At 55.7% G+C, this 13,985-nt stretch carries 12 protein-coding genes; 5 read left to right on the forward strand and 7 right to left on the reverse strand.

All coding sequences use genetic code 11. From position 1 onward, the window contains the following. Window positions 1-31: 31 nt before the first annotated feature. Together Electrica_RS24530 and fabR are read right to left on the reverse strand one after the other, a co-directional pair. On the reverse strand, window positions 32-391 hold the full coding sequence (locus Electrica_RS24530) for a YijD family membrane protein (RefSeq protein WP_100685398.1): 360 nt from the start codon (window positions 389-391) through the stop codon (window positions 32-34). A 15-nt stretch (window positions 392-406) separates the two neighbouring features. Further along, on the reverse strand, window positions 407-1,042 hold the full coding sequence (gene fabR / locus Electrica_RS24535; RefSeq protein WP_100685399.1) for an HTH-type transcriptional repressor FabR: 636 nt from the start codon (window positions 1,040-1,042) through the stop codon (window positions 407-409). 196 nt (window positions 1,043-1,238) lie between these two features. Between fabR and sthA the strand changes: the two genes are divergently transcribed. Beyond that, on the forward strand, window positions 1,239-2,639 hold the full coding sequence (gene sthA, locus Electrica_RS24540; RefSeq protein ID WP_100685400.1) for a Si-specific NAD(P)(+) transhydrogenase: 1,401 nt from the start codon (window positions 1,239-1,241) through the stop codon (window positions 2,637-2,639). Here sthA and oxyR read toward each other — a convergent pair. The 4 genes from oxyR to argC form a co-directional block, all read right to left on the reverse strand. After that, window positions 2,622-3,539 (reverse strand): DNA-binding transcriptional regulator OxyR, encoded by a 918-nt coding sequence (oxyR, locus tag Electrica_RS24545; RefSeq protein WP_004869452.1) that lies wholly within the window; start codon window positions 3,537-3,539, stop codon window positions 2,622-2,624. The genes sthA and oxyR overlap by 18 nt on opposite strands. Before the next feature lie 277 nt (window positions 3,540-3,816). After that, window positions 3,817-5,190 carry an argininosuccinate lyase gene (gene argH, locus Electrica_RS24550; RefSeq protein ID WP_100685401.1) on the reverse strand — a complete coding sequence of 458 codons (1,374 nt, stop codon included), beginning with the start codon at window positions 5,188-5,190 and terminating at the stop codon, window positions 3,817-3,819. 102 nt (window positions 5,191-5,292) lie between these two features. Then, the gene (gene argB / locus Electrica_RS24555) at window positions 5,293-6,069 is read right to left on the reverse strand and encodes an acetylglutamate kinase (protein WP_100685402.1); all 777 of its coding nucleotides are present in this window, start codon (window positions 6,067-6,069) and stop codon (window positions 5,293-5,295) included. A gap of 6 nt (window positions 6,070-6,075) precedes the next feature. Then, the gene (argC, locus tag Electrica_RS24560) at window positions 6,076-7,080 is read right to left on the reverse strand and encodes an N-acetyl-gamma-glutamyl-phosphate reductase (protein WP_100685403.1); all 1,005 of its coding nucleotides are present in this window, start codon (window positions 7,078-7,080) and stop codon (window positions 6,076-6,078) included. A gap of 178 nt (window positions 7,081-7,258) precedes the next feature. Here argC and argE point away from each other — a divergent pair, with 178 nt between their 5' ends. Together argE and ppc are read left to right on the forward strand one after the other, a co-directional pair. Next, window positions 7,259-8,410, forward strand: a complete 1,152-nt coding sequence (gene argE, locus Electrica_RS24565; protein ID WP_131050448.1) for an acetylornithine deacetylase — start codon at window positions 7,259-7,261, stop codon at window positions 8,408-8,410. Window positions 8,411-8,665: 255 nt separating this feature from the next. Next, window positions 8,666-11,317: a phosphoenolpyruvate carboxylase gene (gene ppc, locus Electrica_RS24570; RefSeq protein ID WP_100685405.1), complete on the forward strand. Its 2,652-nt coding sequence runs from the start codon at window positions 8,666-8,668 to the stop codon at window positions 11,315-11,317. Between the two features lie 104 nt (window positions 11,318-11,421). Here the strand turns inward: ppc and zinT are convergent, their stop codons facing one another. Beyond that, entirely contained in the window at window positions 11,422-12,072 is a 651-nt protein-coding gene (zinT, locus tag Electrica_RS24575; protein ID WP_142255791.1) for a metal-binding protein ZinT, read from the reverse strand. Between the two features lie 151 nt (window positions 12,073-12,223). On the opposite strand from zinT, the gene Electrica_RS24580 reads away from it, so the two are divergent. Next, window positions 12,224-13,075 (forward strand): helix-turn-helix domain-containing protein, encoded by an 852-nt coding sequence (locus tag Electrica_RS24580; RefSeq protein ID WP_100685407.1) that lies wholly within the window; start codon window positions 12,224-12,226, stop codon window positions 13,073-13,075. A gap of 200 nt (window positions 13,076-13,275) precedes the next feature. Next, a complete protein-coding gene (gene fsa / locus Electrica_RS24585; RefSeq protein ID WP_100685408.1) occupies window positions 13,276-13,938 on the forward strand; it encodes a fructose-6-phosphate aldolase in 663 nt (220 codons plus the stop codon). The last annotated feature ends 47 nt before the right edge of the window (window positions 13,939-13,985 follow it).

Genomic DNA, 13,985 nt, shown 5'->3' on the forward strand with positions numbered 1-13,985 from the left:
CCGGCAACGCAATGTTGCCGGGTCACAAGGCTTACTCTGCCGCCGCATCCTTCCGGTTACGAATCCGGTAGCCGATCCAGAACACGGTAATCACCGACAGCACGGCCGGGAAGAAATTAGAGCCGATGTCCGGATATTCCGCGCGTACCACGGTGCTATACAGCAGAACGCCGAGAATAAAGCAGGCAGCCGCCAGGCCAGGCAGCCCCACGGGCATACTGCGATTCTGATAGCGCTGATGCAGACAGTAAATGGTCAGCAGCAGAGACAGAACCGGGAAGATGGAAAAGGGAACAATCGAGCTGAACAGCGCGGCGAAGGTTCCATTAATGGATAAACCAGCGATCAGCGCCAGCAGCAGCGTACCTTTATCTTGAACTGAGTGTTTCATTGCTCGTCCTTCACGTTATTCGGAATGATGTGACATTTTTTCTTGTTCGCGGCGATACCAGTAATACGCGCCTTTCGCGATCATTCTGAGCTGCAGTACCAGTCGCTCTTCCAGCTGCCGGCGTTGTTCAGGACTGATGTCCAGTGCCTCAGCGCCCGCGCTGAAAACGATAGTGACCATAGCTTCAGCCTGCGCTTCGGTAAAGGCGCGCGGCATATGGTTTTCGATTTCTAAATAATCGGCAAGTTCCGCGATAAAATGTTGAATTTCACGCGCCACGGCGGCACGAAACGCCGCGGATGTGCCGGAACGTTCCCGCAACAACAGGCGAAAAGCGTTTGGGTTATTACCTATAAATTCCATGAATGTGGAGACAGAGGTGCGAATCACGCTGCCGCCTTTAGCGATACGCTGCCGCGCCTGGCGCATCAGCTGACGTAGCATGAGCCCGCTCTCGTCGACCATCGTCAGACCGAGTTCGTCAACATCGCGAAAGTGGCGATAAAAGGACGTTGGTGCAATCCCCGCCTCGCGCGCAACTTCGCGCAAACTCAAGCTGGCGAAACTCCGCTCAGCGCTCAGCTGGCTGAATGCGGCTTCGACCAACGAACGTCGGGTTTTCTCTTTTTGTAGCGCTCTTACGCCCATCACGATGTCTGAATCCTTCCAATAGACCTGCTGGCACTATACCAGAGATTAAAACTAATCGGTCTAGCCAGCTTTGTGAATGATTGTTTACGAGCCGAATCTGCTTTTATGCCGCAAAAAAGCACAACGATAATTGGGTTAAAGTCCGGCGAATGTTATCATCGTGTTTATTTTATGTATAAAACAGGTGAGTAATGCCATGTCACACTCTTGGGATTATGATGCAATAGTGATTGGTTCCGGCCCTGGCGGTGAAGGTGCTGCGATGGGACTGGTTAAGCAGGGCGCGCGCGTCGCCGTTATTGAACGCTATCATAACGTCGGCGGCGGCTGTACCCACTGGGGTACCATCCCGTCGAAAGCCCTCCGCCATGCCGTCAGTCGTATTATCGAGTTTAACCAAAACCCCCTCTACAGCGACCATTCCCGTCTTCTTCGTTCTTCCTTCGCCGACATTCTTAACCATGCCGACAGCGTCATTAACCAGCAAACCCATATGCGTCAGGGTTTCTATGAGCGCAACCACTGCGAAATATTGCAGGGCAACGCGCATTTTGTTGATGAACACACTCTCGCTCTGGAATGTCACGACGGTACCGTCGAAACGGTCACCGCGGAGAAATTCGTCATCGCCTGCGGCTCCCGTCCATATCATCCGGCTGATGTCGATTTTTCCCACCCGCGCCTTTACGACAGCGATTCTATCCTCAGCCTGCAGCACGAGCCCCGCCATGTCATTATCTACGGCGCCGGGGTGATTGGCTGCGAATACGCGTCCATCTTCCGCGGTATGGAAGTCAAAGTGGACCTGATTAACACTCGCGATCGTCTGCTGGCATTCCTCGATCAGGAGATGTCCGACTCCCTCTCCTATCACTTCTGGAACAGCGGCGTGGTTATTCGCCACAACGAAGAGTACGAGAAGATTGAAGGCCATGATGACGGCGTGATCATGCATTTGAAATCGGGTAAAAAACTGAAAGCAGATTGCCTGCTGTACGCCAACGGGCGTACCGGTAACACCGATTCTCTGGCGCTGGAAAATATTGGCCTGAAAACCGATAGCCGCGGCCAGCTCAAGGTCAACAGCATGTATCAGACCGCGCTACCGCATATCTATGCCGTAGGCGACGTCATCGGTTATCCAAGTCTGGCATCAGCCGCTTACGATCAGGGTCGCATCGCCGCGCAGGCGCTGATTAAAGGTGAGGCGTCCGCCCATCTGATTGAGGATATCCCGACCGGTATCTACACCATCCCGGAAATCAGCTCCGTCGGTAAAACGGAGCAGCAGCTGACCGCCATGAAAGTACCGTACGAAGTGGGTCGCGCGCAGTTTAAGCATCTGGCGCGTGCGCAAATCGTCGGCATGAGCGTGGGCACACTGAAGATCCTGTTCCATCGGGAAACGAAAGAGATCCTTGGGATTCATTGCTTTGGCGAGCGCGCGGCCGAGATTATTCATATCGGCCAGGCGATTATGGAGCAAAAAGGTGGTGGCAACACCATTGAGTACTTCGTCAACACCACCTTTAACTACCCAACCATGGCGGAAGCCTATCGGGTCGCCGCGTTAAATGGCTTAAACCGCCTGTTTTAACGCTTTGTCGAAATGGCCATCCATAGTGCTGCGGATGGCCTCCGCCAGATGCTCGTAGCGGCTGCGCAGCGGTGAACCGGGGCGATACACCAACCCGATGGTGCGTCTCGGCTCCGGCTTAATGCACGGGATATAGACCACGCCATCGCGTTTTCTCTCCTGCGGCACCGCTAACGCAGGCAGCAGCGTAATACCGCTGCCTGCGGCCACCATGTTGCGCAGCGTTTCGAGGCTGGTCGCGCGGAAATGCGTATCTTCATCCGCACCGGCCTCAAAACAGAACCCCATCGCCTGATCGCGCAGGCAGTGGCCATCTTCCAGCATCAGCAGCTTTTCCCCGGCCAAATCAGACATCGGCACACGATCGCGATTTGCCCACGGGTGATCCTCGTAGATTGCCAGCATCATCGGCTCGTCAAACAGCGGTACCTCGATAAAGGCCTCGCTCTCTTTCACCAGCGCGAGGATCGCGCAGTCAAGCTTGCCGCTGTCCAGTTGGGCCAGCAGCTGATGCGTTTGCGCTTCATGCAGGTACATTTCCAGCTTTGGAAATGTCTGGTGCAGCATCGGTATGATTTGTGGTAACAGGTAAGGGCCAATAGTCGGAATCAGGCCTATATGCAGCGGCCCGGACATGGTCTCACCCTGTTGACTTGCCATTTCCTTGAGCACTTTGACTTCGCGTAACACGGTACGCGCCTGATCCACCAGCAACAGTCCGGCCTGGGTAAACAGCACCTTACGGCTGGTGCGCTCCAGCAACATGACCCCAAGTTCATCCTCCAGCTTGCGGATTTGTCCGCTAAGCGTGGGTTGGCTGACGTGGCAGGAGTCCGCCGCGCGCCGGAAGTGGCGGTGCTCGGCTAGCGCAACCAGGTATTCAAGATCGCGAATATTCATTATTCATCCTCCGTCGCCATGATAGTTCATGGCGATAGATAGCATAGCAACGAACGATTATCCCTATCAAGTTTTCTGTTCAATAATAAACCCAGAAACGAGGCGAAAGTCAGAAAATCACGACATTGCCTCAGCGCATTCCCTGACCAGACAACTAAAGCCAACGTGAACTTTTGCGGACCTTGTGTCCGCTTTTTTTTTACATAAAAAAGCCCGGGCAGAGCCCGAGCCTGTTTTATCACTGATCCCGTGAGTCTTACCCGCGAAAAGTGAAGGTTTACGCCAGACGCTGTTTGGCGTCAGCAATCGCCTGGGCAACCTGCTTCGGCGAGACGCCGCCTTTTGCCAGGCGCTTATCGAGGCAAGACTGCAGCGACAGAATCGGATAGACATCGTCGGCAATCACACCGCTAAACTTCTGCAGATCGGCCAGCGCCAGATCTTCCAGCGGTTTACCCTGGGCAATCGCCTCAACAACCGCTTCCCCGACGATATGGTGCGCTTCACGGAACGGGACGCCTTTCGCAACCAGATAATCCGCCAGTTCAGTTGCATTCGCGTAACCCTGCTGCGCCGCCTCTTCACAACGCGGACGCTTAACCTGAATGCCATCCAGCACCAGCGTCGCCATATGCAGACAATCAAGCCAGGTATCGAGCGCGTCGAACAGCCCTTCTTTGTCTTCCTGCATATCTTTATTGTAGGCCAGCGGCAGGCCTTTCAGAGTCATCATCATCCCGGTCAGGGCCCCCTGAACGCGGCCGCATTTTCCGCGGATAAGTTCGAGCGCATCCGGGTTCTTTTTCTGCGGCATCAGCGAGGAACCGGAGGTGACGCGATCGGACAATTCAATAAAACCGGCTTCACCGGTATTAAAGAAAATCAGGTCTTCGGCGAAACGCGACAGGTGAACCATGCCAATCGAGGCATCGGAGAGCAGCTCCAGTACGTGGTCGCGATCAGAAACGCTGTCCAGGCTGTTGCGGGTCGCCGAGGCAAAACCCAGCCAGTCGGCCAGCTGCTCACGATCGATATCATAAGCAGTACCCGCCAGCGCACCGCAGCCCAGAGGGCTGACGTCCAGGCGCTTGAGGGTATCCTGCAGACGGCTTTCATCGCGCGCCAGCATCTCAACGTAGGCCAGACACCAGTGGGCGAACGTCACCGGCTGCGCGCGCTGCAGATGGGTATAACCCGGCATCACGGCATCCTGGTTGTTCTGCGCCGTATCCACCAGCGCGCTTTGCAGCTGGCGATTTGCTAAGAGCAGCTCCGCGACGGTATCTTTACACCACAGCTTCAGATCGGTTGCCACCTGGTCGTTACGGCTACGCCCGGTATGCAATTTCTTACCCAGCTGGCCCACTTTGTCGATCAGTTTCCCTTCCACCCAGCTGTGAATATCTTCGGCATCGCTAGCAAGAATTTGCTGCGGATTCGCCCGCACCTCTTCCAGCAGCACGCTTAATGCCTCTTCCAGCTGCTGCTGCTCGGCGGCACTCAGAACGCCCACCGTCACCAGCGCTTTAGACCAGGCGACAGAGCCAACGATATCCTGCTCCGCCAGACGATAGTCGAAGCGCAAAGAGTCGTTGAACTGCTTGAACCGCTGATCTGCTGCCTGAGTAAAACGTCCGCCCCAAAGTGCCATAACCCTTTCCTTAAATTCGTTTAGTTCTGCCGGGCGATGCTTCGCTAACCCGACCTACAGTCTTGTAGACCCGGCAAACAATACGCCGCCGGGCATGAAATATTAAGCCAGAATACGCGTGCCGATCGGCGTGCCATTAAACAATGCCGGCAGCTGTTCCGCATGGCGCCAGGAGGCGATATCCACCGGGCGGCCCAGCGCCCGCGCCGCATCCAGCGCGGCATTCACCTTGACGATCATGCCGTCAGTGATAATGCCTTGTTCGATCAGCTGCTCCGCCTTCGCCGCGGTCATTTCCGCGATACGCTGGCCTTTGCCATCGAGAATACCGCTGACATCAGAAAGCAGAATCAGATCCGCGCCGAGCGTCGCCGCCAGCGCAGTGGCCGCCTGGTCAGCATTGACGTTCATCAGCTGTCCTGCATCGGTCACGCCGATTGAACTGACCACCGGCAGGTAGCCGCCCGCCAGCAGCGTGTTAATAAGCGCCGGCGATCCCGGCTGCGCCAGACCAACGTGGCCCAGCTCTTCATCAAGCTGAGTGACCTTTACGCTGTCGCCATCGCCAAGGAACAGGCCGACGGACGCAAGATGGTGTTTTTTCGCCCATGCCAGCAGCGTCTTATTCGCGGTTCCCGCCAGCGCGCCGGTAATAATGTCGATTTGATCCGCTGGCGTCACCCGCAGACCGTTTTTCTTGCTCACCGGCAGGTTGAGCTGCTTCATCAGTTCATCCACCACACAGCCGCCGCCGTGCACAATAACCAGCGGGCGATGATGCGTTTCACGGTAATTGACCAGCGCGGTAAACAGACGCTCCAGCGCTTCTTCGCTGTCGAGTAAAACGCCGCCGAGTTTGATAATTAATGGGTTCATCATCACACCTTAAATAAGAGACTGCGTTTCAGCAAAGCCGAAACGAATATTCGCGCACTGTACTGCCTGTGCCGCCGCGCCTTTCAGCAGGTTATCTTCCGCCGCCACCACGATAATATGCTGGTCCTGAACCGCAAAACCGATATCACAGAATGGCAGACCTACGACGTTTTTCAATGCGGGCACGCTTTTATCGTATAAACGGACCAATGGCTTATCGGCATACGCCTGCTGGAACACTCCGGCAACCTGCTCTTTGCTGACGCCTGGCTTCAGGCGGCAGGTAATGGTTTCCAGAATCCCACGTTTAAAGTTGCCAAGATGAGGCGTAAAAATCACCTCTGCGCCAAGATGGGTCGAGATTTCCGGGTGGTGGCGATGGTTGAACACGCCATACGGCTGCAGGCTGACTTCACAGAAGCTATTGCCGATGGCCGCCTTACGACCCGCACCGCTGACGCCGCTGGTCGCGTTGATCACCGGCCACTGGGTAAGATCCAGCAGGTCCGCATCGATCAACGGCTTCAGCGACAGCTGAGCCGCCGTCGGATAGCAGCCCGGTACGGCAACCAGATTCGCCTCTTTCAGTTTGTCGACGCTCCACTCCGCCAGGCCATACACCGCCTGCTCGAGCAGGGCCGGATGCTGATGCGTAAAGCCGTAATATTTTTCGTAGAACGCACCGTCGTTGACGCGGAAGGCGCCGGATAAGTCGAACACCACGCAGCCTGCGGCCAGGAACTGCGGCGCCAGGTCGTGGCTCACTTCATGGGCGGTCGCGAGGAAGACGACATCCACCCCGGCGCTAAATTCGCTGATATCTGACATCGGCTGCAGCGGTAAATCCACAATGCCTTTCAGCTGCGGATGCAAATCGGAAATTAATTTCCCTGCATCATTGCTTTGCGCGGAGACCGTCAAAGCGGTTATGGTCATATGAGGATGGCGATTTACATAGGTCACTAGCTCTGCGCCGGCATAACCGCTGGCACCCACAATCAGCGTCTTCAACATCGGGGCTCTTCACCTTCTTACGTCATATTTGCCCAGGAAGCATCTCTCTTCCTCACCCTGTTAAGCCGTAAGCACTTTCCCTACATTTTATGGGTTTTCTTACGCTCAACGATAATGTATTTTTATTCACAAATACTGCATGAATATTGATACTATCACGACCCGAGGTGTGTCAACAATGAAAAACAATTTACCGCCCTTTATCGAGATTTACCGCGCATTGATCGCCACACCTTCCATCAGCGCGACCGAAGAGGCGCTGGATCAAAGTAATGAGACTTTAATCAATTTACTCGCCGGCTGGTTCCGCGAAATTGGCTTCAATGTCGAAGTACAGCCGGTGCCGGATACGCGCAACAAATTTAATATGCTGGCCAGTACCGGCCACGGCGCTGGCGGCCTGCTCCTTGCCGGACATACCGATACCGTTCCCTTTGATGACGGCCGCTGGACCCGCGATCCTTTTACCCTCACCGAGCACGAAAACAAGCTGTACGGCCTCGGCACCGCCGACATGAAAGGCTTTTTTGCCTTTATTCTGGATGCCCTGCGCGATGTTGATGTCAGTAAGCTGAAAAAACCGCTCTACATCCTGGCGACCGCCGATGAAGAGACCAGCATGGCCGGCGCCCGTTACTTTGCCGAAACGACCCTGCTACGCCCGGATTGCGCCATCATCGGCGAACCGACCTCTCTGCAGCCGGTACGCGCGCACAAAGGCCATATGTCCAACGCCATTCGTATCCAGGGGCAGTCCGGCCACTCCAGCGATCCGGCGCGCGGCGTCAACGCCATTGAGCTGATGCACGATGCCATTGGTCGTATCATGCAGCTGCGCGACTCGCTCAAAGAGCGTTATCACTACGCTGCCTTCACCGTACCGTATCCGACGCTCAACCTCGGGGCTATCCATGGCGGCGACGCGTCAAACCGCATCTGCGCCTGCTGCGAGCTGCATATGGACATTCGCCCGCTTCCGGGTATGACGCTCAACGACCTCAACGGACTGCTGGATGAAGCGCTGGCGCCGGTTAGCGAGCGCTGGCCGGGCCGCCTGACCGTCTCCGAGCTGCATCCGCCGATTCCGGGTTATGAATGCCCGCCGGACCACCGGCTGGTTCAGGTCGTGGAAAAGCTACTCGGCGCACAAACTGAAGTCGTGAACTACTGCACCGAAGCCCCGTTTATCCAGACAATCTGCCCGACGCTGGTTTTAGGTCCTGGCTCCATTAATCAGGCCCACCAGCCGGATGAATATCTGGAAACCCGCTTTATCAAGCCGACCCGGGAGCTGATTACACAGGTTGTCCACCATTTCTGCTGGCATTGAAAGCCTGCGGATCCCGCCTCTTTTCCTGAGGCGGGACGGTGATTCTTCCCACATTTCCATAAGCAACACTTATCAGAAGACGTCTGAGTTAAATTTCGCAAATTGCCGCCATTTATTCGTTTGCTGAAGCGATTTCGCAACAATTGACGTGGGGGTTTTTACGTGGCTTTATAAAAGACGGCTGCTTATCCGCCGCTCAACGTTGCAGAGTGCCGGGTATAACAAAATAAAATGAGATGGGGTGTCTGGGGTAACATGAACGAACAATATTCCGCTTTGCGTAGTAATGTCAGTATGCTCGGTAAGGTGCTAGGCGATACCATCAAGGATGCTCTGGGAGAGAACATTCTTGATCGTGTCGAAACTATCCGTAAATTGTCAAAGTCTTCTCGCGCCGGCAATGAAGCCAATCGCCAGGAATTGCTCACCACGCTGCAAAACTTGTCCAATGACGAGCTGCTGCCGGTCGCGCGCGCCTTCAGTCAGTTTCTGAACCTGGCCAACACCGCTGAGCAATACCACAGTATTTCGCCAAACGGCGAAGCGGCCAGCAATCCGGAAGTGATTGCCCGCACCCTGAGAAAGCTTAAAGAACAGCCTCATCTCAACGAAGACACCATTAAAAAAGCGGTGGAATCCCTCTCTCTGGAGCTGGTACTCACCGCTCACCCCACCGAGATCACCCGTCGTACGCTTATCCACAAAATGGTGGAAGTGAACAACTGCCTGAAGCAGCTTGATAACAAAGATATCGCTGACTACGAGCACCACCAGCTGATGCGCCGTCTGCGCCAGCTGATTGCCCAGTCATGGCATACGGATGAGATCCGCAAATACCGCCCGACGCCGGTAGACGAAGCAAAATGGGGTTTTGCCGTTGTTGAAAACAGCCTGTGGGAAGGTGTACCAAACTACCTGCGCGAGCTGAACGAACAGTTGGAAGAGAACCTCGGTTATCAGCTGCCGGTGGACTTCGTCCCGGTACGCTTCACCTCCTGGATGGGCGGCGACCGCGACGGCAACCCGAATGTCACCGCCGATATTACCCGCCACGTGCTGCTGCTGAGCCGCTGGAAAGCAACCGACCTGTTCCTGAAAGATATTCAACTGCTGATTTCCGAACTGTCGATGGTCGAGTGTACCGACGAGGTGCGGGAGCTGGCTGGCAAGGAAGGCGAGCAGGAACCGTATCGCTATCTGATGAAAAAGATGCGTACCCAGCTGATGGAAACGCAGGCCTGGCTCGAAGCTCGCCTGAAAGGGCAGAAGCTGCCAAAACCTGCCGGCCTGCTTACCCAGAACGAACAGCTGTGGGAGCCGCTTTACGCCTGCTATAAATCGCTGCAGGCCTGCGGCATGGGCATTATTGCCAACGGCGAACTGCTCGATACCCTGCGCCGCGTGAAATCGTTTGGCGTACCGCTGGTGCGTATCGATATCCGCCAGGAAAGCACCCGCCATACCGAAGCGCTGGGTGAGATGACCCGTTATCTTGGTATTGGCGATTACGAAAGCTGGTCAGAAGCCGACAAACAGGCATTCCTGATCCGCGAGCTGAACTCCAAACGTCCGCTGCTGCCGCGTCACTGGGAGCCAAGCAATGAAACCCGCGAAGTGCTCGATACCTGCAAAGTGATCGCCGAAGCGCCGCGCGGATCTATCGCCGCCTACGTGATCTCCATGGCGAAGACGCCATCCGACGTGCTGGCGGTGCATCTGCTGCTGAAAGAGGCCGGTATCGGCTTCGCCCTGCCGGTGGCGCCGCTGTTCGAAACCCTGGATGACCTGAACAACGCCAACGACGTCATGACCCAGTTGCTGAATATCGACTGGTATCGCGGCTTTATCCAGGGCAAACAGATGGTCATGATTGGCTATTCTGACTCAGCAAAAGATGCCGGCGTAATGGCCGCTTCCTGGGCGCAATACCAGGCGCAGGATGCGTTGATCAAAACCTGCGAAAAAGCCGGTATTGAACTCACGCTGTTCCACGGCCGCGGGGGTTCTATCGGTCGTGGCGGCGCCCCGGCGCACGCGGCGCTGCTTTCGCAGCCTCCGGGAAGCCTGAAAGGTGGCCTGCGCGTAACCGAACAGGGCGAGATGATTCGCTTTAAGTACGGTTTGCCGGAAGTCACTATCAGCAGCCTGTCGCTCTATACCAGCGCAATTCTGGAAGCCAACCTGCTGCCGCCGCCGGAGCCAAAAGCAGAGTGGCGCGATATCATGGCCGAGCTGTCCGATGTCTCGTGCAAAATGTACCGTGGCTATGTGCGTGAAAATAAAGATTTCGTACCTTACTTCCGCTCCGCAACCCCGGAGCAGGAGCTGGGTAAACTGCCGTTAGGTTCACGCCCGGCAAAACGTCGTCCAACCGGCGGCGTCGAATCGCTGCGCGCGATTCCGTGGATCTTCGCCTGGACGCAAAACCGCCTGATGCTGCCCGCCTGGTTGGGCGCTGGCGCGGCGCTGCAGAAAGTGGTCGAGGGCGGTAAGCAGAGTGAACTGGAAGCCATGTGCCGCGACTGGCCGTTCTTCTCCACCCGCCTCGGCATGCTGGAAATGGTCTACTCGAAAGCCGACCTGTGGCTGGCGGAGTACTACGATCAGCGCCTGGTGAAACCGGAGCTGTGGACGCTGGGCACGGAGCTGCGCAAGCTGCTGGCTGCCGACATCAACGTCGTGCTGGCGATTGCTAACGACTCGCATCTGATGGCCGATCTGCCGTGGATAGCCGAGTCTATCCAGCTGCGTAACATCTATACCGACCCGCTGAACGTCCTGCAGGCAGAACTGCTGCACCGTTCGCGTCTGGCGGAAGCCGAAGGTAAAGAGCCGGATCCGCGCGTTGAACAAGCGCTGATGGTCACGATTGCGGGCGTTGCCGCCGGGATGCGCAACACGGGCTAATTTATCAGCCGTTCCCGGCAAGACGATATTTGCCGGGAAAAACCGGTTAGCGTTTTATCCGGTTACACTTTCCCCGGTCCGCGTCACGCGACCGGGGATTTTTATTAATGGTGCAGCATTTCGTCGACAATCTGCTCTTTATGCAGCGCATAAGGATAATAGGTCGGCCAGTTATCCATCTCTTTCAGCAGCGCCTCCTGCGAGTCATTCCCCATAAAGATGTGGAAATGCTGTGATTTGCGCGGTCCAATCGTATGATCGCTGAACTGAACAAATTTCGGCGCTTTTGACTCCGCCTGCTGGCATTCGAACAGGTAACGCACCCCCTTCTTGCCGGAAGTATAGGTCAGGATCTTATAGCCGGAATAGGTGTATTTACAGGCATTAACGGCCTTGCCAACGTGGAACTCCATCACGTTATCTTCGATCCCAATCTGGTCTACGTCGGTGGCATACCCCTTCTTATAATATTCCCGATATTCCGTCACGCTCTTGCCGCCCGCCTTTTTGGCTTTTTGTTCCAGTACCGGATCCAAATCGCCATTCAGCAGATACGGATTTACCGACTGCCAGATCCCGTCCCAGTCGCTTAGCGCCCGATCTTTAACGTCTGCATCGGCAAAAATACCCTCGCTGGCCTTAACCTCCGCTTCCGTTAACGCGGGGCCATGGCTATGGTGGCCGTGGGCAAAGGTCTGAGCGCTGGCTAACAGCATGCCAACACCCAGCGCAAGGGCAGAAATCTTTTTGGTCATCACTCTCTCCTGAGTTATCATTTGCAATGATATGTTACGATATAACATATCACACACAATCTGCAACACCGTCCCCCTCACTGCCCTCTGACTTTTACCCTTTCCACGCTGTCCGGTATGATAAAAACGTGGCGCCTTCTACGGAGCAAGAATGGATACCGATCTCAACCAACACATCGACGCGTTAATCAAAATCCCGGCAACGATCCGGCAGATCCGATTTGCCAGTGACCATCGCCCGGCTTCCGGTCACGTGCAGAAGGTTGATTTCCCACGCCTCGAAGTCATGCTTGAAGGGCAGCTTCACGATGCCGGCATCAAAGCCGATCCGCCCGTACTGTCCCGGCACGACGTGCTGTTTATTCCCGCCGGCGGATGGCATTCACCCCGTTGGCAGTCGCCCTGTACCGTCCTGAGTATTGTGTTTGGCAAGCAACAGTTAGAGCTCACCCTGACGCGCTGGAACGGCAGTACGTTGAATGTTGAGGATAAGCTTCAGGTACCGCGCCGCGGCCCCCGGACGGGCTCCTTCCTGCTCCAGGCGCTCAGTGAGATGCAGATGCAACCGCAGGAACAACACACCGCGCGATACATCGTTATCAGCCTGTTGAGCCACTGCGCCGATCTGCTTGGCAGCCAGGTGCACACCGCCTCCCGAAGCCAGGCGCTGTTTGAGGCGATCCGCAAATATATCGACGCTCGTTTTGCCGAACCGTTAACCCGCGAATCGGTGGCGCAGGAATTTTATCTCTCGCCAAACTATCTCTCCCATCTGTTCCAGAAATGCGGGCCTATGGGGTTCAACGAGTATCTGAATCACATCCGCCTTGAGCAGGCCCGCATGCTGTTAAAAGGCCACGACATGAAAATTAAAGATGTCGCTCACGCCTGTGGTTTTGTCGACAGCAACTATTTCTGCCGTCTGTTTCGCAAGAATACCGAGCGTTCTCCCTCCGAGTATCGCCGCCAGTATCACAGCCAGTTGACGGAGAAGCCGCGCTAAGCGGAAACTAGATTTTTGTAATTTTTTTACGATAATCCTGCCCGGCTTTGCCAGATATAGCTGGAAAATGTGATCTAAATCATCCTTACCCGCAATGCGTACATTTATCCAGTTTTTGGCAAATTTGTCATCTGGCGACCCGCCGACGAGAAGCCGTATCCTTACCTCAACATCACTGAATTGAGCATTGAGGAAAGGCTATGGAACTCTATCTGGACACCGCGAACGTCGCAGAAGTTGAACGTCTGGCGCGCATCTATCCGCTGGCCGGCGTGACCACCAACCCGAGCATTATCGCCGCAGGCAAAACGCCTGTCTGGGATGTTCTCCCGCGCCTGCAAAAGGCCATTGGACCCGATGGAACGCTGTTTGCTCAGACCATGAGCCGCGATGCTGAGGGCATGGTGGCGGAAGCCAAACGACTGAGTAACGCCGTTCCGGGCATCGTGGTTAAAATCCCGGTCACCGCTGAAGGCCTCGCCGCTATCAAATTACTGAAAAAAGAAGGCATCCCGACGCTGGGTACCGCGGTCTATAGCGCCGCACAGGGGCTGCTGGCAGCGCTGGCGGGCGCAAAATATGTTGCCCCTTACGTCAACCGCGTCGATGCCCAGGGGGGAGACGGGATTCGCATGGTGCAGGAGCTGCAATCCCTGCTGGAGCAGCATGCGCCAGGAAGCAAAGTGCTGGCCGCCAGCTTTAAAACCCCGCGTCAGGCGCTGGATTGCCTGCTGACCGGCTGCGAAGCAATCACCCTCCCCTTAGACGTCGCGCAACACATGCTCGGCACCCCTGCGGTAGAGTCAGCCATAGAGAAATTTGAACAAGACTGGAATAACGCTTTTGGCAATCTGAACCTGTAACCCGATTATCGCGTCGCCAGAGGACGGCGCCACGATCAACCAGGAGG

The organism is Klebsiella electrica, assembly GCF_006711645.1.
GTDB classification, from domain to species: Bacteria; Pseudomonadota; Gammaproteobacteria; order Enterobacterales; family Enterobacteriaceae; genus Klebsiella; species Klebsiella electrica.

Excerpts from the sequence above, each read along its gene's own strand:
- argH (WP_100685401.1), bottom strand. The coding sequence starts at position 5,190 with ATGGCACTTTGGGGCGGACGTTTTACTCAGGCAGCAGATCAGCGGTTC.
- sthA (WP_100685400.1), top strand. The coding sequence starts at position 1,239 with ATGTCACACTCTTGGGATTATGATGCAATAGTGATTGGTTCCGGCCCT.
- ppc (WP_100685405.1), top strand. The coding sequence starts at position 8,666 with ATGAACGAACAATATTCCGCTTTGCGTAGTAATGTCAGTATGCTCGGT.
- oxyR (WP_004869452.1), bottom strand. The coding sequence starts at position 3,539 with ATGAATATTCGCGATCTTGAATACCTGGTTGCGCTAGCCGAGCACCGC.
- argE (WP_131050448.1), top strand. The coding sequence starts at position 7,259 with ATGAAAAACAATTTACCGCCCTTTATCGAGATTTACCGCGCATTGATC.
- Electrica_RS24580 (WP_100685407.1), top strand. The coding sequence starts at position 12,224 with ATGGATACCGATCTCAACCAACACATCGACGCGTTAATCAAAATCCCG.
- argC (WP_100685403.1), bottom strand. The coding sequence starts at position 7,080 with ATGTTGAAGACGCTGATTGTGGGTGCCAGCGGTTATGCCGGCGCAGAG.
- argB (WP_100685402.1), bottom strand. The coding sequence starts at position 6,069 with ATGATGAACCCATTAATTATCAAACTCGGCGGCGTTTTACTCGACAGC.
- zinT (WP_142255791.1), bottom strand. The coding sequence starts at position 12,072 with ATGACCAAAAAGATTTCTGCCCTTGCGCTGGGTGTTGGCATGCTGTTA.
- Electrica_RS24530 (WP_100685398.1), bottom strand. The coding sequence starts at position 391 with ATGAAACACTCAGTTCAAGATAAAGGTACGCTGCTGCTGGCGCTGATC.
- fsa (WP_100685408.1), top strand. The coding sequence starts at position 13,276 with ATGGAACTCTATCTGGACACCGCGAACGTCGCAGAAGTTGAACGTCTG.